This window comes from Sunxiuqinia elliptica (assembly GCF_900113005.1).
In the GTDB taxonomy this organism is placed as follows: domain Bacteria; phylum Bacteroidota; class Bacteroidia; order Bacteroidales; family Prolixibacteraceae; genus Sunxiuqinia; species Sunxiuqinia elliptica.
In genome coordinates this window covers 1,161,736-1,186,700 of sequence record NZ_FONW01000001.1, presented here as the reverse complement: position 1 = coordinate 1,186,700, position 24,965 = coordinate 1,161,736, and the positions used below count along the sequence as shown (strand labels likewise).

12 protein-coding genes are annotated in these 24,965 nt (G+C 40.2%); 7 read left to right on the top strand and 5 right to left on the bottom strand.

The window, feature by feature from the left end; translation table 11 throughout:
• Positions 1-50: 50 nt before the first annotated feature.
• The 5 genes from BM156_RS04695 to BM156_RS04675 all read right to left on the bottom strand — a co-directional run bounded on the left by BM156_RS04695 (position 51) and on the right by BM156_RS04675 (position 8,383).
• Positions 51-1,313 (bottom strand): 3-keto-disaccharide hydrolase, encoded by a 1,263-nt coding sequence (locus BM156_RS04695; RefSeq protein ID WP_093918644.1) that lies wholly within the window; start codon positions 1,311-1,313, stop codon positions 51-53.
• Between the two features lie 49 nt (positions 1,314-1,362).
• On the bottom strand, positions 1,363-2,979 hold the full coding sequence (locus tag BM156_RS04690) for a RagB/SusD family nutrient uptake outer membrane protein (RefSeq protein ID WP_093918643.1): 1,617 nt from the start codon (positions 2,977-2,979) through the stop codon (positions 1,363-1,365).
• 20 nt (positions 2,980-2,999) lie between these two features.
• On the bottom strand, positions 3,000-6,506 hold the full coding sequence (locus BM156_RS04685; protein ID WP_212733407.1) for a TonB-dependent receptor: 3,507 nt from the start codon (positions 6,504-6,506) through the stop codon (positions 3,000-3,002).
• 139 nt (positions 6,507-6,645) lie between these two features.
• Entirely contained in the window at positions 6,646-7,647 is a 1,002-nt protein-coding gene (locus tag BM156_RS04680; protein WP_170846861.1) for a FecR family protein, read from the bottom strand.
• Positions 7,648-7,828: 181 nt separating this feature from the next.
• Complete coding sequence (locus BM156_RS04675; protein WP_093918641.1) at positions 7,829-8,383, bottom strand: RNA polymerase sigma-70 factor; 555 nt, start codon at positions 8,381-8,383, stop codon at positions 7,829-7,831.
• Positions 8,384-8,830: 447 nt separating this feature from the next.
• Here BM156_RS04675 and BM156_RS04670 point away from each other — a divergent pair, with 447 nt between their 5' ends.
• From BM156_RS04670 to BM156_RS04640, 7 genes are all read left to right on the top strand, one after another.
• A complete protein-coding gene (locus tag BM156_RS04670) occupies positions 8,831-9,916 on the top strand; it encodes an efflux RND transporter periplasmic adaptor subunit (protein ID WP_093918640.1) in 1,086 nt (361 codons plus the stop codon).
• Between the two features lie 196 nt (positions 9,917-10,112).
• Positions 10,113-13,232 carry an efflux RND transporter permease subunit gene (locus BM156_RS04665; protein WP_093918639.1) on the top strand — a complete coding sequence of 1,040 codons (3,120 nt, stop codon included), beginning with the start codon at positions 10,113-10,115 and terminating at the stop codon, positions 13,230-13,232.
• Complete coding sequence (locus BM156_RS04660) at positions 13,219-15,405, top strand: patatin-like phospholipase family protein (RefSeq protein WP_093918638.1); 2,187 nt, start codon at positions 13,219-13,221, stop codon at positions 15,403-15,405. The genes BM156_RS04665 and BM156_RS04660 overlap by 14 nt, the downstream gene beginning before the upstream one ends.
• 31 nt (positions 15,406-15,436) lie before the next feature.
• Complete coding sequence (locus BM156_RS04655) at positions 15,437-16,882, top strand: TolC family protein (RefSeq protein ID WP_093918637.1); 1,446 nt, start codon at positions 15,437-15,439, stop codon at positions 16,880-16,882.
• 332 nt (positions 16,883-17,214) lie between these two features.
• Positions 17,215-18,123 carry a sensor histidine kinase gene (locus tag BM156_RS04650; protein WP_170846860.1) on the top strand — a complete coding sequence of 303 codons (909 nt, stop codon included), beginning with the start codon at positions 17,215-17,217 and terminating at the stop codon, positions 18,121-18,123.
• A 7-nt stretch (positions 18,124-18,130) separates the two neighbouring features.
• Entirely contained in the window at positions 18,131-18,898 is a 768-nt protein-coding gene (locus BM156_RS04645) for a LytR/AlgR family response regulator transcription factor (RefSeq protein WP_093918635.1), read from the top strand.
• Between the two features lie 646 nt (positions 18,899-19,544).
• Positions 19,545-24,965: beta strand repeat-containing protein (locus tag BM156_RS04640; RefSeq protein WP_093918634.1), on the top strand; the 5,421-nt coding region annotated here is incomplete at its 3' end.

Genomic DNA, 24,965 nt, shown 5'->3' with positions numbered 1-24,965 from the left:
TGCTTTTACAAATTTTCTTCTGCTTATATTCTTCATCTCTATTTAGTGATTTATAAGGTTTCTAAGTTTAGGTTTCTCCAGAGGACTTTGATTTCTCCTCCGTCGTGTATTTGAAGGGCAATGCGACCTTGACCACGTCCGATTACGTCATCGGTCAGGTTCATCATTTCTTCGCCGTTGAGCCAAGTTGTTACATGATCGTCCTGAACACGAATTCGTAGTGTGTTCCATTCACCTTCCTTCAAAATATCTTCTTTTTCTTCCGGAATTTGGATCAACCAGCCACGTCCGTATGATTCGTAAACACCACCGGTATCGTGTCCTTTTGGAGCGACTTCAACCTGCCAGCCATTCACCAAAACACCCGGCTCAACAAACGAACGAATAAACACTCCTGAGTTTCCGTTAGAAACTTGCTTGAACTCAACACTTAAATCATAGTCGTCGTAGTAACGGGTTGTTGCCAAATAGCCATAGCCTTTATCGGGGCCATTTTCACATATCAGCAAGCCATCCTCAACATACCATTTCTCATTTCCGTAAGCTTCCCATCCGGTTAGGTCTTTTCCGTTAAAAAGTTCTTTTTTGAATGTTTTCTCAGGCAATTCACGTATTTTAATGTTCCGGAACCAAGCTGGATAGCCATGATCCTGAAGACAGAAAACACCTTTAGTTGCTAAACCATATTCCGGCATATTCTCCCACTTGCCACTGTTTTTACGTTTAAACCAGTCTTCACTCCAAGCTTCAAACTCCAGTGTCTTCTCGCCATTCATCCAATATTCAACATGACCATTATCAAAAACAATTTTAGAGTTGTTCCATTGGCCTGCCGGGTTTACTTTCAACTTAGCCTGATCAGGCAGATACATTGCATAGTCAGCCCCACACTTTTGCCAGTCTTCGAGTGGTTCACTAAAATTCTCATCATCAATTAACTGATACTCGGGACCAGTAAGGTAAGGTGTTTTAAACTTTGGACTTTCAACCACATGGTAAAGCATTCCACTGTTTCCTCCCGGAGATATTTTCCAATCCCAAGTCAAAACAAAATTTTTGTAGATCCGGTCATTCACCACATAGCCACTGGCGTCGCTGCCATGTCCTTCGGCCTTGATGCAACCATCTTCTACAACCCAGGGGCCTGTCAGGCTTTCCCCGTTGTAATCACGCCACCCCGAAAGGGTTTTACCATCAAACAGCAACTCCCAGCCCTCGGCCTGTTCCTGTTCTGTCAATTGGTTGCGCGGAGCCTGGCATCCAAATAAGCCAAGTACCACAACCCATGCAAATAATCTGCTTTTTAGAATCATGTATTAAATCATTTAAAAGGCTACTGGCCTTTCGACCAGTAGCTCAGGTTTAGTTATATCCAGGGTTCTGAGTAATTGAACCTCCGGTTCTATCAATTTCAGTTTGAGGGATTGGATATGGCCAGGTTTGATCATCTACCTTTGATCCTTTGCCATTGGCATACGGCAATTTCGAGAATGCATTCATCGTACTCACAAAATCGTCCCAACGCATCAGATCATAATAGCGTAAACCTTCCATTCCCAGCTCAACACGTCGTTCGTGTTTAATGGCAGCCAACAAGTCATCGGTGGCTTTTACCGCGTAGTTTGCTTCAAACTCTGCTTCAGTCACTTCCGGAATAACAATCTGGCGTTTGTGTGCCCAGCTATCTTCCCTCGAGGAAGTCAGGAAAGCCCTTCGACGTACCATGTTGATGTAGTCGGCAACTTCCTGTTTGTCACCACCCGACTCCAATAAAGCTTCTGCATACATCAGCAAAACATCAGAATAACGAATCAGGTAGAAAGTCCAGTCAACCTGCCAGAAACCACCGTCCGGTCTGCGCTGATGAGGCACATAGGCTTTCCGGCTATGGTAACCGGTGTTGTTGTCATATCCAGTATAATTGTGAACTTCAATCGTCCCATCATTTTTCATGAATTCATCCTGATCCTGAATAACGGTATGAATCAAGCGAGCATCACCAACTTCATATTCATCCACCAAATCCTGCGTTGGGCAGTCGCCTCCCCAACCTCCAAGGTTATTACGACCGGTGTTCATCTGAGGAATTACACTTGAACCGGTGTAACCTGGTCGGTACTCACGAAGGATGGTAAACACACTTTCTTTTGAATAAAACCCGTTACCATAGCTATTGAATAACTCCTGATAGTCAGGTTGCAGTTCAAAAGTTCCGGTTTCAATCACTTTCCAAGCAGCATCTTTAGCTTCGGCATAATCACCAAAAAACAGGTGGACACGAGCTTTAAATGCATTGGCGATGTCCTTAGTCACCCGACCAAATTCTTCTTCCGGAAGCGAAGCAGAAGAAGGCATATTGGACTCATCAATACAGGCTTGAACATCACTTAAGATCTGAGCTTTGATCTCTTCAACAGAGGCTTTGGTGAGTGTTGATTTTTCTTCTGGAGTAAGCGTTGTCGTAATCAGTGGAACGCCACCAAAAACAGTCGCCAAATCGTAATAATAAAATCCACGTAAGAATTTGATTTCAGCAATGTAACGAGCTTTCTCAGCATCGCTAACATAGGTTCCGCCTTTATGAATTAGCGGTGTTTCCATGGTAATGTTTTCCAAAGCCGTATTACATTTTCCAATGGCATTGAAACGATGTGTCCACAAGCTATTTAACATGGCATTGGTTGGTAACGGTTTTCCAATTCCAACCTCCGTTTTGCGAATACCATCACCAGCATCAGATCCTCCTTTATTGGAATCATCGGTAATAATATTACCCACATCATACCACATCACCTGGTAATCCCAGTGGTTTAACATGGGCGTGTAACACCCAATGACTGATTTAATTCCGGCATCTTCCGTTTTATAAAAAACATCTTCAGAAAACGAACCTTTGGGGGGATTATCCAAAAAGGATTCGGAGCATCCTGTAACAATAAGAAGGATTATTATAATTGATAAATTTAATTTACTTTTCATAATTAATACGTTTTCATTAGTTAGAATGATGCATTAATACCCATCATGAATATCCTCGCCTGGGGGTAAAACCCTTGGTCGATTCCCATAAATTTTGGATCGGAAGAACCAATTTCCGGATCCAAACCAGAATAGTCAGTGACTGTAAACAAGTTTTGACCGCCAACCCACACGCGTATACTATGGGTATTCAGCGCTTTAAGGACAGACTGAGGAATGGTGTACCCCAGTTGAACATTTTTCAAACGAATGTAAGAGCCATCCTCAACATACCAGTCAGACATCTGCAGGTTTTGCCGTGAGTTAGCACTAATTGCAAATTGCTCATTCGAAGTCCCGGGGCCATTCCAGGCAATATCCAACATATCATTTGGAGCATTGTACCAACCAGCACCTGAGCGAATATCGTACTTCAAAATATTCAGTATGTCATTTCCAACAGATCCCTGGAAGAATAAGGACACGTCAAACCCTTTGTAGTCAGCGGCAAGAGTAAATCCATAGGTAAAATCAGGAAATGGATTTCCAACCATTACCCGGTCAGCATCATTCAATACGCCATCAGGTACTGAAACAATATTGCCATTCTCATCAACACTATTGATATCCTGGAATTTCAAATCACCTGGTTGAGCTGTTGGCTGAATTAATTCACCTTCGCTATTGGCATAGGCATCAATTTCTGCTTGCGTTTGGAAAATTCCATCAGTTTTCCATCCGTAGAAATAACCAATAGGCTCCCCAACTTCAGTCCGTGTATGTGTCATGTTTCCAAGGTGTGTTGACCCGTTAATTGGCTCCCCTCCACCTAAACTAATCACCTTATTTTTGAAGGTAAACAAGTTCGCATCAATTGAAAAATTGAAATCACGAATCGACTCTCTGAATCCCAATTCAATCTCAAATCCCTTATTTTCTATACTTCCGGCATTGGTCCAAGGCGTATTTGGATAGCCATAAGAACTTGGAAGTGGTACCTGCACCAACATATCATCTGTTGTCTTCACGAAGTAGTCTGCCGTTAAAGTCAACTTATTATTCAAGAAACCAAGATCTAAACCAACATCAATTTGACGTGTGGTTTCCCACTGAATATTTGGATTTCCCACGCTATTACGGCCACCACTCAGATATGGCATCCGAGGATTACCGAATGTGTAATAGCCACTGTTGCCGAAAGTCGATAAATAAGCGCCACTACCAATGTTATGGTTACCAATTTCACCCGCACCAAAACGCAGTTTACCCATGTTCAGGAAGTCATACTTCTTCATGAACTCTTCCTCGCTGAAAACCCATCCTAAAGAAAATGAAGGGAAAACGCCCCAGCGGTTGCCTTCAGCAAAATTTGAAGAACCATCGCGACGGATGTTAAAAGTAAACAGGTAACGATCGCGATAGGTGTAGAATAAACGTCCGAAATAAGAGTTCAGAGAAGTGGTTACATCATACCCATCTGCTCCTGGATTTTTTGACGCAGCATTGATTATCCGCTGATCTTCATCGTTATTAATCGTTCCTTGCTTTGATGCTCCGGTTTCTTCGTACTTGTTTTCTTCAGCAGAAGTACCGACCATCACCAATACCCGGTGTAAATCAAAGGTGTTATCGAAAGTCAAGGTGTTATCCCACACCCAGTAGTTTGTGTTGTAATACCTGCGGCCAACCGTGGCATCAGTAGCATTCTGGTCTCCATCAAGATAGTATTTTGGCGTGAAACCTTTGGATAATCCACGATGCAAGTCCAATCCGAAATTAGAGCGGAACTTCAACCATGGAAATAGGTTTAGATCTCCTGTCAATCCACTTTTTACGCTAATGCCTTCCCAAACATTCTCTCCCATCAGCTCAACCTGAGCAACTGGATTGGGTTTGTTGGAGTATAGAACTCCGGCATATTGTGAGAATGGGTTACTTGGCTCGTAACCCGTCATCAGCTTTGATTCCAGAAAAGCAGGTACGTCAACCAGGTTGTTTCGGTAAACTGGTGTGATCGGATCAGCTGTCATAGCCGAGAAGATCGTTCCATTGTAGGGGTTACTTTCGCTAACATTACGTCGATCTTCATAAATAATGCCCACATTTGCTGACATTTTAAACCACTTTGCCAAATCAGCATTCAAGGTATTTCGCCAAGATATCCGTTCATAATCCGACGCTTTTACAATACCATCTTGCGACATATAGCCTAAGCTGGAATGGTAGCTCAATTTCTCCAAGCCCCCTGACAGAGCTACGTTGTAACTTTGCATGGGTGCATTCTTATGCATAATCTCTTTCCACCAGTCAGTTCCTTCCCGACTTCCCGTATTTTTTTCAAGGAATTGAAGAATCTGCTCGCGTTTTTCAGGAGTTGAAAAGTCATCAAGTAAAGCTTGTCCAGTTGCGGTGTACGCCCGGTTTTTAAACTCCATGAATTCCTCGGCATTCAGCATGTTATATCGTTTCTCCGGATTCTGGAAACCAATGTACATATCAAACGAAACCTTCGATTTATACTCTTTTCCCGAACTTCCTTTTTTGGTGGTCACCATAATCACCCCATTCGCAGCCCGAGCACCATAAATTGAAGTTGCAGAAGCATCCTTCAAAATTTCAATCGACTGAATATCATTAGGGTTCAACCAACCAATATTGGACTGAGGCAAACCGTCAACCACAAATAGCGGATCGTTATTGTTTACAGTTCCAACCCCACGGATACGAACAGCTCCCATAGAACCAGGACTACCACTGGTAGAAGTTACCATTACTCCAGCAGAACGTCCCTGAAGTGCATCGGCAGCCGTACGCACAGCCACGTTCTTAAGGTCATCGCCTTCTACCTGACTCACACTACCTGTCAGGTCGCTTTTTTTCATGGTACCATATCCAACAGCTACAACTTCCTCAATACCAATGGCATCTTCATTTAAGCGAACATTGATACTGGTTTGTCCTGCTACAGCTACTTCCTGTGTCTTCATTCCCACAAAAGAGAACAATAGAACGGCATCAGTCGGCACATTGGGTAATAAGTAGTTACCATCAGCATCAGTAATCGTTCCTTGGGTTGTTCCTTTCACAACCACAGTCGCTCCCGGAAGCGGAGCACCTGTACTATCACTTACCTTTCCGGTAATCCCTTTTTGCTGTCCCGCTTTCGAATTCTCGCTTCGTTCTGTCGGATCTCCCATCTTCTTAATGACAATATAACGGTCGACCACTTCGTAATCCAAGCCCAAATCCGTCAAGACTGTACTAAGCACATCTCGGATTTCCTTATCTTTTACATTGACTTGTTCTACCTGGTAATTATTCAGGTCCAAGTTGAAGTAGAAATAATAGTCCGACTGCTCTTCAATCTCATTCAAAACATCAATCAACCTGGTCTTCGTCAAATCAAGCGTCAATTTTGACGACTGCGAAAATGATTTCGCCTGAGCACCAAAGACAAACGCAAAGAATAGAAAAATAGCCAATCGCATAACTAAAAATAATTTAGCCCATAGCCCGCCTGGGCCATGAATTGTTCGTTTTTTTTTCATAGTTTTGAAATGGTTTTAAATTAATTAATTAGCCGCTCCAACGGCTTTTGAATTAGTTTTAAAAGATGGGGGTACTGGTGGTATTCCCATCATTTTTTTGATTTACTTCGTTTAGGTTTTTGTCATATAAAATTCGTTTTTAGTTATTCTTCTTAACGATATAGATCATGTTCTTTTGATTGATTCTATTTTGAGTAACAAAGTCTATTTGGTCATTCATAATGCTCAACGATTTCAAAACCTGCTCGACCGGCTTATACTTCAAGAAAGTCCCTGAGAACTCCAGTTTCTTGAGTGCTTCATCCTTAAACTGAATTTCAACATTGTACCACCGCTCCATCTTTTTGGCAATTTCTTCCAGCGACTCCTGACGAAAAACAATTTTTCCTTCTTTCCAAGAGGTATAGAAATCGGTATCAACCTCTCTCAGTCTATCAATTTTCCCATTGTGAAGACTTGCACTTTGTCCCGGAACCATCCGTTGTATTTGCTTTTCCTGATTGGCATGCAGCACCACTTTTCCTTCAACCAAGGTCACACTTGAATAACTGTCGGCGGCATACGCATCTACATTGAACGAAGTTCCTAATACCTCAACGGCAAAAGATGGCGCATTCACTATAAAAGGCTTTTTGGCGTTATGAGCAACTTCCAAGAAGGCTTCACCATCAATAAAAACTTCTCGCCTTTTTTCATCGAATGAAGCAGGATACTTAAAAACAGAGCCTGAGTTCAACCAAACGACGGATCCATCAGAAAGTCGGATCTGACTCATTTGCCCCAATGGAACAATCACCTCCGAATAACTTGCTTTTTGTCCTGACTCAGGCATAATGGCATGCAAAACCGCGCCGGTAACCAAGGCTAATAAAATGATCGCAGCTTTCGCCCAGACTTGTTGATTAAAACGTTGAAAAAAAGAGGTTTTGTGTCCCAGTCGATAGTCTAACCGAAGTTTAGCCTCCTTCTTGTTAAATCGATCCCAATTAAAGACCTGTTTCAACAATTCATGCGTTCGCCTCACCCACTGATCATCCCTGTCATCAATCGGTTCTTGTTTTCCATCCTTTTCTTTTTCGGACCAATCGCCCTGGTAAACTCGTTCAATCAAGCGGTCCCAATATTTATCGTTGTTCTTCACCTTGTTCGTTTTTACCATTGACGCAAAAAGATACCTATCGGGTGACAGCAAAATGAAAGTTTTTTTTCATTCCACTATCAGCTAACTCAATAAGAAGTACTTAATCGGTATTTTTTAAAAAATAAACACAAGCAACAATCTGAACAAATGTCTAAATTTTTCATCACTTTAAATAGTGATTTTATAAGGAAAGTAAAAAAAAAATAGTCCGGGTGGAAACTTTAAGTTCTTCCTTTAGAAATTTATAAGCACGAGACATCTGCGTTTTGACTGTATTAACTGATATGCCCAGTTCTTTAGCTATTTGGGGGTAGGATTTTCCTTCGTAGGCTGCCATTTTTAAAATACGCCTGCGCTGTTCAGGCAATTTATTCACAGCCTGCGCTAGTTGATTTAAAATTCCCACTTCATCCAACGAAGTTTCATCTTCTTCTACAATTGAATCTGCCAATTGTTCTACATCTGAAAATTGCAACTGATGCTTCCTCATGTAACTGATTGTTGCATTCTTTACCATCGTAATTAGGTAATTTTGAAGCGAAGATGTAATGTGTAAAGTTGCTCTTTTTTCCCAAATCTGCGCAAAACAATCAACAACGATATCTTCCACCAGCTGGTTGTTATTGATGTAGTTTGACACGAAGCTACATAGCGGGTAGTAGTATACATCAAAAAGCCGATCAAAATCAGCTTTGTCCCCATTTCGAATTTTTTTCCAATCGATGGATTTAGTCATAGCTTCATTCACACATGCAGAGCCTAAAAATAAAAATTAATCATGACAAAGTCATGTGCATACGTTTTAATTCTACATCAAGCACCTTGTCCCAATTCTCTATTTCGTTTTTCGTTGAAAGTTCAGATGCAATGCGACTGTTTTTGCGATTCATAGATAGTTCCATATCTGTAACACTTATCTGTCGTTTCTCCCTATTGCATTATTTTACCTTGAATTTTTAAAAATAATTTGATAAAAATCTCATTATAAAACTTAATGAGGCTTGCAAAGAATACTACAAAATCACTGATCATCCACCAAGGTTTTTGTCCAAGTAGAGAGTTTTACTCCTTGATCCACATTCATTATAGTTTCTCAGTATACAGAAATCATTTAAAATCGTAAACGGAACACTTCACTTATAATATTTAGCACTTCCCTTAATTTTTCCTTTAATGAATATGTATGCAAAGCAATCTTTGTTCTGCAAAATTTAATATTGTAAAAATGAGAAAAACTAAAATTAGCTACCTGATACTTGCCTTTTTTGCCGGACTCGTTTCTTTTTTATGGATTGGATGTAGCAATGACACACCTAAGCAGGGATTAGAAACCAGGTATGTTAAAACAACTATTGTTCAAAAAAAGAAAAGCACACTTACTGAAACCTTTCCTGGTGTTTTAAAAGAACTTGATGAGGCAAAACTCTCATTTCGAATTGCTGGGCCGGTTGACCAGCTGCCAGTAAAAGAGGGGCAGTTTGTAAAAAAAGGGCAGCTATTAGCCTGCATAGACCCAAGAGACTACCAGCTACAATACGATGTCGCGCTGTCAGAATATAAACAAATCATCGGAGAAACTGAACGGGTCAAACAACTTTATGCTAAAAATAATATTACCGATAATGATTATGAAAAAGCCATGTCGGGAAGGAAGCAAATTACAGCTAAGTTAAATGCAGCTAAAAATGCACTGAATGATATCCGCTTAGTTGCACCTTTCGATGGGTATATCCAAACCGTTTTTATAAGTAAAAGAGAAATTATTGATGCAGGGATGCCCGTCGTATCAATAATTAATGCCTCTTCTCTAAAAGTTGAAGCGGCCATCCCTGCAAGTATTTACCTAAAAAAAGATCTGTTTTCCAACTTTTATTGCACCAGCAGCAATTATCCTGGTAAACAATTCCCGTTAACACTTCTAGGGATCAATGCAAAATCAGAACTAAACAAGTTGTACAAAATATCTCTGACCTTAAAAGATCTAAAAGACATTATCCTTGCTCCTGGAATGAATGTACTAGTGCACTTCACATATGACTCAGGGTCAAGTAATGCCATACAAATACCCTTAAACTCCTGTTTTGAAAAAGATGGGCAAACCTTTGTCTACAAATTCAAAAGCGGACAAGCAGTCCTGACAAAAGTTAAAGTTGGCGACATTAATCGAAATAACATGATTAACATTTTACTCGGACTGAAGGAAGGAGATATTATTATTACTGCCGGACATTCTCAAATTAGCAATGGGCAAAAGGTGAAACGACTATAAAAACAAGAACAAACAAGGGAACAATTCGCATTTTATCCCTTTGCCATGGCGATTGGGGCAACATGAATTAATATAGTCATCGGTGCTGATTCCCTCGTTTGCCTTGACTCTCCATTTTCCTACACCAAACTGGGATCAAGAAGGACAACATACAAAACAGCTTTAAAGCAACTCCCATAAAAGAATTATAAAAGACATGAATATTACTCAATTTGCATTTAAGCAAAACAGGCTGATATACTTTTTCTTATTGTCATTAGTATTAGGAGGAATCGGTTCCTACATGCTGATGAGCAAGCTCGAAGACCCTGAAATAAAAGTAAAAACAGCACTGATCATAACACCTTATCCCGGAGCATCGGCTACCGAAGTAGAGCAGTCGGTAACTAAAATACTGGAAAACGAAATCCGCACAATGTCGGGCTTAGGCGATATTACATCACGCTCATTGCCTAACATGTCAGAAATTACGGTGAATCTTGCCACAACAATTTCCGAATCCAAAGTAGAACAATGTTGGGACGTATTGAGGAAGAAAATTAACGATGCCAAATCTCGCTTACCAGATGATGTCATGGCCCCTTTGATTTTTGATGATTTTGGTGATATGTATGGCCTATTTTATGCCATGACTTCCGAGGGTTTTTCTTATGATGAGATGCGCCAATATGCCCGAAAAATCAAAGACAAACTTTTAACCATTGATGGGGTAAAAAGAGTAAACCTTAATGGAGAACAACAGGCCATTATAGACATTAAAATACCTATTGACCGGCTGGCAAACCTAAAAATCCTACCTATTGATGTCATTAGCACGCTTGAAAACCATCTTGCCATCGTATATCCAGGAGATTACCTATCAAGTGAAAAAAGTATTCGCGTATCAGTCAACAGACAATTAAAAACTGTTGAAGACATTGGCAACTTAACGATCTCTGACGATGATAATATGCAATATCGCTTAAAAGATATTGCCACCGTTGAGCGCAGTTATAAGGAAGCCCCACACTCAAAAATGTTTCACAACAACCTGCCCTCAATAGGCATTTCAATTGCCATTAACCCCGGCGAAAGCGTCGTTGAGATTGGTGAAAAGATAGAAGAAAAAATAGCGTCCATCAAAAAAGAACTTCCCATTGGTCTTGAATTTGAGAAAGTCTATTTCCAGTCTGACCTAGTTAAAGCTGCACTAGACAGTTTTATTGTAAACTTATTAGAGTCAGTCTTAATTGTAGTCATTATTATCATGCTGGTTATGGGCTGGCGCAGCGGTATTGTTGTTGGATCAAGCCTCTTGTTCTCGATTATTGGAACCTTCCCTTTTATGCTCTTGGCGGGAGGGACAATCCAACGTGTTTCCCTGGCTTCGTTTATTGTTGCAATGGGAATGCTGGTTGATAATGCCATCGTTGTGATCGATGGTATTTACAAAGACTTAAAAAATAATAAAGAGCGGGAAGCAGCTATGCTAAACACGCCAAAACATAATGCTTGGCCTTTGCTTGCTGCTACCTTAATTGCTATTCTTGCCTTCATCCCTGTTTATTTATCGCCCGACGATACCGGCACCTATACCAAAGACTTATTTCTCGTACTGGCTATTTCCTTATTATTAAGCTGGATCCTATCGGTATTGCAGGTTCCATTGTTTGCCAATAGCATTTTAAAGAAACCAGATCAAAGAAAAAACAACAAAAAAACTTCAACCCTTAATACCAAGATAAAACCGGTTATTATTTGGGGCATACAACATCCTAAAACAATTATAGGAACGTCTATCTTACTCTTGATCATCTCATTCTGGAGTTTTTCCTACGTAAAGCAATCCTTTTTCCCCAATATGCCTTATGCCCAAAATTTCATGGAATACAAACTCCCTGAGGGTACGCAAACAAAAAGGCTGGAACATGACTTAAGCCAGATAAGCCATTGGCTTTTACAAAATCCCAAAATCAAATCAGTAACATCGAGCCTGGGAGGAACTCCTACCCGCTATAGCTTGGTCAGGGGCGTCCCTGATGGTAGCTTGTCCTATGGCGAATTGATAATTGAGTATGTTGATGTAGAAGCAGCGAAAGAACAAAGTCCCGTCATTGAAAACTATGTAAGGAAAAACTACCCTGATGCCTATGTCAAATTAAAAAACTACAGCTTGATGTTTGTTGACGGACTTGTTGAAGTACAATTTTTTGGCGATGATATTGATACGCTAAAAGATCTGGCTAGACAAGCCCAAAAGGTATTTTCGGATGAATCTGCTATTAACAATGCTACAATAAAAAATAACTGGGAACCCAAAACACCATATATTCATGTTGACTACAAGCAAAATGAAGCCACTCATTTCAGAGCTGAACGACAAGATGTTGGCCTAGCCATTTTGATGGCAAATCAAGGCATCCCAATTTCCCGATATTTTGAAGAAGATTATGAAATACCCGTTCAGTTTAAGGTAACAAACCAAGACAAACAAAACCTGAACAATTTGAAACATATCCCTGTTTGGGGCGGCAACTCCGTCAATCTTCCAATTAAAGAAATATTAGAACAAGATATCCCCTTAGACCAGGTAGAAGACCAAATCTTACAATCAACTCCTTTAAGTGCTCTTGCCGATATATCAATTGACTGGGAAGAACCTGTAATAAGACACACTAACGGACAACGTTGTATCAAAATTAGCTGCGACCCCAATCAAGGAATTACTGGCGCTGAAGTTATGACTTTGGTGCAAAACAAAATAGAAGCCATAGATCTACCTGCAGGGTATTCGATGGAATGGCAGGGAGAAGCAGGAGACCAGGAAAAATCACTAAGGTACATTCTCATGTTCTTACCTGTGGCCATCTTTGGGATCATTGTTCTTTTGCTGTCCTTATTTAAGAGTTACCGAAAAATGGGAATCATAATAATTTGTTTGGTATTCTCTCTTATTGGGGTTTTTCCGGCCTTGCTTCTGGCGGGTAAAGAATTTGGGTTTTTAGCCATCATAGGAGTCATTGGTTTGATGGGTATGATGATCAAAAATGCCATTGTACTTATTGAGGAAATCGACCGCCAAATCAATTCAGGCAAAGATTTCTATCAGGCAATAGTTGACTCCTCTTTGTCAAGGGTGCAACCTGTAATGATGGCTTCTTTAACGACCATTTTAGGAATGATCCCATTAATAGGTGATGTGTTCTTTGGAGCCATGGCAGTAACCATCATGGGAGGACTATTGGTCGGTACACTTATTACCTTGGTAATTCTGCCTTTGCTATACTTCATCATTTATAAAAATCACAAAATCAAGTCAACCAATGAAATTGCATAATCTTATCTTGACAGCAGGACTAGTGATTATCAGCCAATTCAGCTTACAAGCACAAGAGCCTAGAGTTGCACTTGTATTGAGTGGCGGAGGTGCCAAAGGGTTTGCTCATATTGGAGTTTTAAAGGTCCTTGAAGAAGAAGGCCTGCCCATATCAATTATAGTCGGGAATAGTATTGGGAGTATTATTGGAGGAGTAGCAGCAACGGGTTATTCGGCCAAAGAAATCGAGCTTATGGCCAAATCGCAGAACTGGGATGAATTACTTTTCGATTATGTCTCCAGAAAATACAAATCTGACAACTTGAAAACTGCAGAACAGCGTTATTTTCTCGAACTGCCCTTAAATAAGGATACAGAAGAGTTAGAACTACCATCGGGAGTAGTAAGTGGCCAAAACGTCCTCAACCTTTTTTGCAAATTCATGGCAAATGTTCCCGACAGTGTGGATTTTAGGAAGCTTCCAATTTCATTTGCATGTATCGGGACCAATCTTGAAACAGGACAAGAAGAAGTGTTGATGCATGGTTTCTTACCAAAGGCTGTTCTGGCAAGCATGGCAATTCCCGGAATGTTTTCGCCAGTGAACTTCAATGGCTTATACCTGGTTGATGGAGGCATTGTCAACAATTACCCTTCAGATGTTGCCCAAATGATGGGGGCCGATATTATTATTGGCGTAGACCTTCAAACAAAGCCACTTGCTAAAGAACAACTAAATTCTGCCGACAAAATATTCGGTCAGATTGCGAGCTTTACTGACCTAGAAAAAGGAAAATGCAACAGGGCAATCGTTGATCTAAATATTAAGCCCAACATGGAGGGTTATAATATGTCCAGTTTTACCCAAGAAGCTGTTGACACATTAATTATACGGGGAGAAAAAGCAGCACGCCAAAAGATCACCGAAATCAGGGAGCTTATCAGCAAACACAATCTCGAGTACCAAGCTGTTGATAGAAAATACGTTGAACCCAAAAAATATCGTATCGAACAAATTTCGCTCGATAATAAACTAAAAATTAAAGAGCCTTACATTTTAGACTTGTCGAACCTTGAAGTCAATAAGCTCTATTCAGCAAGCGAGTTGCAAAACAGCATGTATAAGCTTTATGGAGAAGGGAACTTTGCAATGGTCTACCCTAGCTTAATAGAAAAAAAAGATAAGTACCAATTAAACATCCATACTAAATTGAAACAGAGCTCTATGCTCAAAATTGGCTTTGGGGCAAATTCTGCCGATGGTGTAAATTTAAATCTCAACTACAGCTTTCAGGACTTCAGGAAATTAATTAACCTATTTACAATTGATTTTAAAGCCTCGTACAATCCCCGGGTTATAATTACCGCAGAAACCCATAACTACAAACTACCAGGGATTGGATTAAAAATAGATGCCCAACATACTGAGCAGGGATTGTTTAAATTGGGGAAAGAAAAAGGTAAGTATAAAATATTTAATGCAAATGCTGATATCTATACTTATAAGCGCTTTAAAAATTCATCGTCTATACTTCAACTGGGCTTACGTTATGATTTCGATTCATCTAATTTTTCAACAGAAAATGGCACTATTATAAAAGAACAGTCTGACCGAACTCAAACTTCGCGTTTCTCTGCATATTCAAGCTTTCACTTCGATTCTTTCGACAAGTATTTTCTTCCTAAAAAAGGAATCTCTTTTCACGCGGAGTTCAGTATAAATGAAGTGATTAACTCAACACTTAAGAGCATTCCGATAGTATATGCCAATTTTGAAATCGTTGCTCCTATTAATAATACACTTGCGTTTACCGGCGAAATTTATCATCGCGCAGTTTATAGAAATGACTATCCAGGCGGACTAGCTAACTATGCTTCGGACAAATATTCAGCATTCAATAATTACAGCTTAATGTACGCAGGTCAGTATGGGTTATCTTTTACTGACAAAATAGCCACTTGCTCAAAAATTGGGCTACGTCTCAAAATAGCCAACAAACACTTTCTAACTCCACAAGTCAGTATTTTGACTGATATGGACAACTGGGGGGAAATGAATAATGCAGATACAAAATGGCTTATCGGATTAAATTATTCCAGGATGACAATCCTGGGGCCGATTGACCTGTCATTTAACATGCCAACAAATGATGAACATCTTGTTTTTCAAGGAGGTATTGGATTTAAGTTTTGAATACATTTTTAAAAAAACATAATAAAATCAAATGAAGATAAACACCATAATAACAACCATTCTAATACTCTCTTCGTTGATGGCAAAAGGCCAGATGGTCGTGAACATTGACACATGCCGTATCCGGGCAGTAAAGTATAGTGAAGAAATGCTAATTGTCCAAAAACAACTAGAAAACGCTTTGTATGCCCAAAAAGAACAACGTAGCAATTACTTCCCAAAAGTTAATATTTCAGGAACATACCTTTATACCCGTTCAAACGAAAGCTTTACTTTTGAAGACATCTATTTGCCAACAGCAGTTGTTAATTCGTCAGGCAGCCAACCAGTGCCTAACATCCTATTAAATCCAAAAGGAAATCCGGTTTTAGATCAGGCGGGGAACCCAATTTTTAAAACCTATGCCATGATACCAGGTGCAAATATTGGTTATCGTCTGAATAATTCATGGTACACCTCTATAGGAGTTGACCAGCCCATTTATATGGGAGGCAAAATTAAGACAGCCAACAAGATGGCCAGCCTTGGTGTTGATTTGTCCAAATTAAACCAAGAAGACAGAAGACAAGCCATTGTGCTGGAGGCCGAAGAAACTTATTGGACTTACGTTGCGGTTATCGAACAGGTAAAAGTTGCTCATCAATATCTTTCGTTACTTGATTCGTTAAATGTCATGGTGAGCAATGCTGTTGATGCCGGCTTAATGCACAGGAATGAACTATTGAAAGTCCAGGTAAAACATAACGAAGCCCAAATGCAATGCGACCACGCTGAGAATAGCAGAGAACTACTCCGAATGTCGTTATGTCGTATCATGGGAGTTGATTTATTAACTGATTTGATTGTGGCCGATACAATCATTGACATAAGTCCCTCTGGTTTGTTTCAGGAGAATGTACCGATTGTACAAAAACGAACTGACTTCCAAATACTTAAAAAACAGATTGAATTGCAAAAGCATAATGAAAATCTGATCCGGTCCGATTTTCTTCCGCAAATTGGAATCCGGGCATCGTATGACTATTTGAGATTTATGGAAATAACTAACAAAAATACAGATGGCATCAATAAAGAATATCTGTCTAACGAAGCCTCTCCATCATTGATGGCAACCATCTCAATCCCTCTATTTCAATGGGGTGAGGGAAGAAATAAGATAAAACAAGCTAAAATTAAAACAGAAATTGCCAATGCTGAATTAGAAAAATACAGTAAGCTTATGTGTCTGGAAATCAACCAAGCTAAGCTAAATTTAAGCCAGGCCTACAACCGGAACGGGGCAGCTGCCAAAAACCTTGAACAGGCTGAAGAAAATATGAAATTTAGCAAGCGTAATTACAATGTTGGGATGGAACTATTAACAGATTACCTCGAAGCCCAAGCTCAATGGCAAAGTGCTTTTGCCGATTTCATAAAATCAAAGACTGATTGTAAAATTGCATATGCCGTTTATCAAAAAGCCATCGGTAATTTATAGGCCTTTATTGATTTGATGAATAAAGACAACACCATTCATTATGACGTTAATTATCAACAACACTTCCCTTCGTCTATTTAGGATGTACTATATGGAAGTAAGCCTACATTTTGACAAACATCAGGACACAAAAATTAATACAGATGGTGATTTAGCATGTTAAGATCGTTGACTTATCTTTGTCAACACAAGAAACAGTTAAAGAGTAGTATATGTTGAACAAGGTATTAGATATGCCCGGATCTTTTCTATTTATTTTTAGAAATATAATTATTACAGCCGTATGTTTGCTTATAATTACCCTCTTAAATTATTCGTTAAGCATAGATATCTTGTCAGAGTTTAAACAGTATGGAACTGATTACATTTTCTTTGTACTGGGATTTATTGCCGTAAGTGAATCGACGCTTTATCTAGATCGCAATTATCATAACGGCATATACATTAAAGGCCGTGGCACCTACAATCTTCGGATAACTAAATACATCCCAATTGGAGCATCTTATATCGTAATCTTTGCAATCTATATTATAATTTATCAGGAAGATATTAAAACAGATCGGTCATCGGTGCTCTTCATCGTATTTTCTGCCATTTATGTAGGAATGTTTGATTTAATACTGCTTACCCATAATTACTATAAACGCCTTCGAAAAGAACGCATCGCCAATGAAATATTAAAGGAAGAAAAACTGAAATCAGATCTTAAAGCCCTGCAAAACCAGATCAACCCTCATTTTTTGTTTAACAGTTTAAATGTGCTGATTTCCGAAATCTATTTCAACCAAGAAAAAGCTGTCAAATACACCCAGCATCTTTCTGATATTTATCGATATGTACTCCAAAGTACCCAAAAGAGCCTGGTAGAACTTAAAATGGAGCTGGAGTTTCTAAGTTCTTACATCTACATGTTTAAAACCAAATACGGTGATGGGTTTCAGGTAATAATCGATATCAATTCTGATTTTCTAAAGCTTGAGGTCCCTCCACTGGCACTTCAGGTGCTTGTTGAAAACAGTATTAAGCACAATGCCATATCGCCGAGCCTTCCTTTAATTGTGAAAATATATTCAAGCCAGCACAAAATCGTTGTAAGTAATAATATTACGCAAAAAAAGAATTTGTCTTCCGATTCAACCGGGCTAAAAAATCTGGATGCAAGGTATCGGATACTGGCAGACAAAGAAATTTCTATTGAACATTCAGAAACAGAATTTAGAGTAACAATCCCCTTACTATAATAACGCGATGAAAATTGTAATTATCGAGGACGAAATCCCAGCACAGCGCCTACTGAAAAAGTATATTCTTGACTTGCACCCCAATTATGAAATTATTGGTGTGTTTGGGAACGTTTCTGAATCAGTTTGTTGGTTGAACCAAAACCCAAGCCCCGATATCATCTTTCTCGATGTTCAGCTCACCGATGGGTTGGGATTCAATATCCTCGAACAAATTAAGATCAATAGTTTTATTATTTTTACTACAGCATACGACCAGTATGCAATTCAAGCATTTAAAAATAACGCCGTTGACTATCTGTTAAAACCAATTAAAATTGAGGAATTAGAAGAAGCATTCCTTAAACTTGATTCAAAAAAAAATTTGTTCCAAAGAGCAATTCTCAAAGACTTACATCTTTCCATTTCAAACAATATCTACGAAAGCAAACAATACCGTGAGCGCTTTTTGGTAAGTGGCTCAAATAACTGGTACACACTTAATGTTAGTGAAATAGCCTATTTCTACATCGAAAGCGAGGTGTGTTATGCAGTTACCTTCAATAAAAAGAAACACCCCTTAAACCTACGCATCGGGAATATAATGGAAGATCTCAATCCATCAGTGTTTTTTAGGACCAACCGCCAAACCATTATCAACATCAATGCAATAAAGAAAGTAGAAAACTGGTTTGGAGGCAAACTAGTAGTTGTTACAGACCCCAAACATCATGAGCGTATTGTTGTGAGCCGTTTAAATGCAGTTGAGTTTCGAGATGTTTGGCTGAATCGATAAGACACGATGCTCGACCATACGACGATTTCATATCACCCTTAGCTCCCAACAAACAAAAGACATAACGTTCCATTCAAAATTGATTGTATACGAAAGACAATACATAAAGACCGAAACACCTAACACCCAACTAATCAAGCACTCCTAGCTAAACTCACAAAACATTTATTGAACCAGGTTTCAAAACAGAGAACAATAAACCAAACAATAAATAATAGCAACAATAAAAATTGTCAAAATAAAACCAATTTAAATAGGCGAAATCATCGTTTTTAATGGGCTTCAGGGGGTAACAATTCCTGTTTCTACTGGATTAACTCTAAACGATGAGGTATTGGATTCATGCTTTTGAACATATCTACCAGCAATGAAAGAGGAGATAATTGGTTTTAAGTCAGCATGATAGACACAACAAGCAACAAAATAACAATTTACTATCTGACTGAATACATGGCACTTACATGTTAATACTCTCAACAGAAGTGAATATATGAAAGTAAAACCTAGGTTTTACTTATCTAAATGTTGCAAAAAACGACTCATCAAAATGAAATTGCGAGCATAAAGGGATTTAGCTTAAGATTTTGTAAATTTAATGATGTTGGTAACACGAAGGTGTGAATTAGGTATAAGAATCAATTTTTAAATGGTCCTAAAAAATAAGATTCTTTGGGGAGTATTGGGTGTAGTCGTGATTGTGTGTTTCTTGCAGGGAAAAGCTTTTTCTCTTACTCATCCATTATCTGGGGTATTGATCGACAATGCTTCAGAAAGTTCTCTTATTTCCCAAACTGATCAGGCGTACGCTGCCCTTTTGCTGCAAAACACACAGCAAAAAGAAACGTTTTCTTCCTTCAACAAAACTACAAACGCAGAAGCGAATCAGCTTATTGCTTTAAGTTCTAAAAAAAATATTCACCAAAAGACTTTTTCGGATTCAGACTTGCCTGTTATCAACAAATTCACCACCCTGAATACAGTCTCATCTTCTGCAGCTGCAACCATTACATCCAGCGCTTCTTCCGGGAATTGGAGTAATCCGACAAGCTGGTCAGGAGGAGTTGTTCCCGGTGCAAGCGATGATGTTGTCATTACTGCTGGAACAACGATTTTGGTTGATGCCAATACGACTTGTCAAAGCATTACCATTGAATCCGGAGGGATCCTTCAGATAGCCAATTCAATCACTTTAACCCTCACCGGAGACTGGACCAATAGTGGCTCATTTGACGCAGGCACAAGTGGAGTCGTAGAATTCACCGGAAGTACATCTTCAACAATTTCCGGAACGACAACTTTTGAAGAGCTTATCATTTCGAAGGACAATTTAAGCATACCAATCACTATAACTGGTAATGTAACAGTTTCGAGTGGAGGCAACCTGACTTTAACTGGTGGACTTATTCAGGTAAATTCTTTAGCAAGTTTAAAACTCGACTACAGCAACCAATTAACGATTCCTGAAGCTGCAGGCCTAGAGGTCAATGGAGGAACCCTAGAAACCGGCAATTTTTCGATTACCAACGAAGGCCTAATCCGAGTCAACTCTGGAATAGCCAACTTTGGCACTGCCTCTGGAAATAGCGTACACACACAAGTTGATGGAGCTTTCCATGTTATTGATGGAACAGTTAACATTGCTGGCCGACTTGAAAACACAGCAGGAGGTACACTTCCTCCTGATATTCCTTCAGGAATTAATATTTCGGGAGGAACAATTAATCTGGCAACCGAGGGAAATGGGCTAAGCAATACCGGCTCACTTCAAGTAAGCACCCAAGGTGCATTTAATTTTACTGGGGGAACCATCGTTTTCCAAAATGCAAGTACTGCCAGTACTGCAATCGACATGGGCCTATCAGATGGCACAGGTAATGGCTCAAAAACCATTACCAATGGTATTTTTCAGTTTGGGAATGGCTCCACCACTTCTCTTAGTGAATTTGTCATCGATAGTGAAATCCCCATTCCCAATATTGAAGTTTACGACAACATGGACTTGGCTTTAGCAAGTCCTTTGACCATTTCCAATGAACTTGTTTTAGGCACAAATACACAAATCAGCCTTAACACCAACTCGCTTAAAATGAAGATCGTCCCTTCGTTTGGGAGTATCGACATTCCTCTTTCTGACGATTCTGGCAATGCGATGCCATTATCTGTTGAAATAACCAGCGGCTCTTACGCTTCAGATGCCTCAATCACAGTCTCTTCAGTTGAAGGAAAACCTGGATCTAATGCCAACACATCCGATTATCTTAACCGATACTGGACTCTTGACATCAATGGAATAACCGGACTGGAATACAATGTTTTAGCCGACTATCCTCCGAGCGATGTTATTGGAACAGAATCAGCAATTACCATGGGAGTATACACAGGAAGTCTTCCTTGGATAAAAGGGTCAATTACCACTTCAACCAATGAAGTTTCGGCGATCGGACTATATGCTCCCAGCATTTTATTTTCAGGAATCACAGCTGCGCCTCCAACCATCGTAATTGATAACAACGACCCCATGGCAATTTGTGAAGGCAGTTCAGTCAACCTAACAACAACAGCAACCGGAGATCCAACGCTTACTTATGACTGGACGCCAACAACTGGGTTAAGTGCTTCTAATATTGCCAATCCAACAGCCAGTCCTACTACAACCACAACTTACCAGGTAACAGTAACCGATGGCAATGGATTTACAGCAAGCGATGCGATTGATGTAGTTGTTAATCCGCTACCTACACTTTCCAGTTTGACTCAAAACGAAGCTGTTTGTGCTAATAATCCGGCGACCATTGTTCTTTCCGGATTAATCCCTAACTCAACTTTTGATTTGGTCTACTCCATAGATGGTGTTAATCAACCAACAATCACAGGGCTATCCAGTGATGCCAGTGGAGCAAGTAGCTTCAATACAACAAGCCTTGCAGCAACCGACAATGGGAAAAACCTTGAAATAAGCTCACTAACAATCACAAGTACTGCCTCTGGTTGTTCGGCTCCTTTTTCTCAGAGCATAACTTTAGCTATAAACTCGCCTCCTGCATTTACAAGCTGCCCAACTGCACTAATTGAAGCTTTCACTGGTGCAGCCGTCTGTCAGGCAAATGTTAGCTACACGGTTGCAGCGACAGGGACTCCAGCCCCTAGTTACACCTTTACTTTCAGCGGAGCAACAACAGCAAGCGGCAACGGCACAGGAAGCGGGGAAACTTTTAACTTAGGAACAACAACAGTTACAGTAACTGCAACTAATAGCTGTGGAAATGAAAGCTGCTCTTTCGACATCGAAGTGAAAGATAACGAAGCTCCAACACCTATTACGCTTGCATCAGTTACCGAACAATGTAAATACAGTCCTGCGAACTACCCAACAACAACAGACAATTGTGACGGAGTTATTACAGGAGTTCCCAATGTCTCTTTTCCTTATGCAACTACAGGTGTTTCTACGATTACCTGGAGCTTTACCGATAACGCAGGAAACACGACAACCGTTGATCAAATTGTTACAATCAATGACACACAATCTCCAACCTGGGATTCTTTTCCAACAGATAAAAACGTTGAATGCGGGACAGACACTACTCCGACAACAACAGGAACTCCTACTGTAAGTGACAACTGCGACAATTCGCCAACACTCGACTTCTCCGATGTTGTAACCAATGGGAACTGTGCTGGACGATATACAATTACCCGCACCTGGAGAGCAAAAGATAGCTCGGACAATGATGTTACCAGAGTTCAAACAATAAATGTTGATGATACAACACAACCGATTTTAACATGTACCGATTTAACTGTTGCCAACCCCGATGAGATTCCACTTTCTGATGAGTTTGTTGGAATTAGTGCAATAGATAACTGTGGCATTGATACAATCATGCCTATTTCTGAAGTTTACCATGGACTAGACCAATCAGCTGGTTTTTGTCCAACCGGAGTAACCCGAACTTACCGGGCTTACGATAACTGTGGGAACACCATTGAGTGCACTCAATACATTGCGGTTACCAGCGCCGGCTCCTGTGAAAAATGTCAAGCTGATGTTCCATTCTTTTCAGCTATTCTAGATGGCAACCCAGATAGCTTATGGATATCTCCTCAAACAAAAAGAGAAGGAATTTGCTGTGGCGTGACACAAGACCAAGGAGAAGGCCCTCCCCGATGTGTTTCTTTTAATGTGTATCTTGATGAGGATGCTGTTGGCTTAATCTTTGACATTAATTCTGGGGCAAGGCCAAAGGGGGCCTTATTCTATCAAATTGACTGTGGACCAGAGACTCCTGTCGGAGAAGAAATCTGCTTGGCGGGAGGACAATTCTATTTAGTAACCTTCTGCAAACCTGGAGCTAACCAGAATACCTATTCAATCCAATCAATAAGCGGAGCAACAGATACCGAAGATATTGTGACGCGAGCAGATGAAGGATGTGTTGGTAATATCTCTGTCACCGGACTTGATCCGAATGGCGATATCACCTGGACCGTCAAATCCCCCAACGACCAAAGTCTGCTCAATTATCTGGATCTAACAGATCCGCTAAACCCAGTATTCACAGCAGATGAAAACTCTCCTGCAACTATTATTTATGAAGTATGTGGAGAAGTAGCAGGAACTTATAAATGCGAAGGAAACCCAATCATCGATTGTGCCGAAGTTACAGTTTCAGTGCTATCACCTATCTCAATTTCATTTGATGTTGACTTAGGAGATATTTGCGAAGGAGACATCCCCATAATCAATGCTGGAATTACCCCAACCAATATTGATTTTGACTATTATTGGTATGATGGGCCAGATGGAACAGGCAATGTCCTTTCAACGGATCCCTATTGGCAACCGGGAGGAGAAGGAAATTATTCGCTTGTTGTTATTGACAACGAAACCGGCGTTGGATGTAACCGAGCAATTAGCAATTTCAACATCACCTACGATAAAATAGGGCCTTCAATCTGGTCCCCTCCCTCCGGAAACCTGGAGTTAAACTGCAATGATCCCGAAGCAGAGCAGAAAATTGCTGCATGGATTGCAACCGCCACTGCTCAAGAAGATGATGGATCAAGCATTCCTATCACGACTGACTATGAAATCTTCGACCACGCTTGTGGAGGTAAACGGACGGTTACCTTCTCAGCAAAAGATCAATGTGATAATACTTCAACTGCCACTGCCGATATCATTATTCAAGATAATGACGATCCAGTCATCACGCAGCAGCCTAGTGATGGATCAACGGACTGTGTTTATCTCAATCCTGAGGAAGATGCCGGCTACCAAGCTTGGCTCAACAACCATGGAGGTGCAACAGCTTCAGATCAATGTGACCCTACACTGACCTGGACAAACAACAGTGCAACACAATCTTGGGTAACCGATCCTTTAACCAACACCAAAACAAAAACAGTAACCTTTACCGTAACGGATGATTGTGGAAATTTCGTCGACACCGAAGAAGCCACTTATACCCTAACTGACGATAGCCCTCCAACACTAACTTGCCCAGAGGGGCCATTTGTTTTTCAAGCTCTTTTAGGAGACTGTGAATTAATCGTCAATGATCCCAGCTTAACTCCAAGCTTCTCGGATGAGTGCTCTGATCCTGTTTTGACCTATTCCATGCTTAAACCCGATGGCTCAACGGAGACCGGCTCAGGATCTGTTGATGGCAAAACTTTTTTAGTTGGAACAACAACAGTCACTTACACCGTAACGGATGATGTTGAAAATAAAGCTGAATGCTCATTCGACGTACAGGTAACCGACTTGAACAAGCCTATTTTCACCTATGGATGTCCAGACAACCCTCTCCCGGTAAATGCAGAAGAAGGCCTTTGTGAGGCTTTGGTGAATATCCCTATTCCGGAGGTATCTGACCCCTGTAACGAAGGATATACGCTAGTTAATAGCTTTAACGGAACCAATAATGCCACTGACAGCTATCCCGTGGGCACAACCATTGTCACCTGGACTGTTACAGATGCTTCAAACAATGTTGCCACCTGTGAACAAACCGTTATCGTTAATGACACACAAGATCCTACAATTAGCTGCCCTACGAGCACT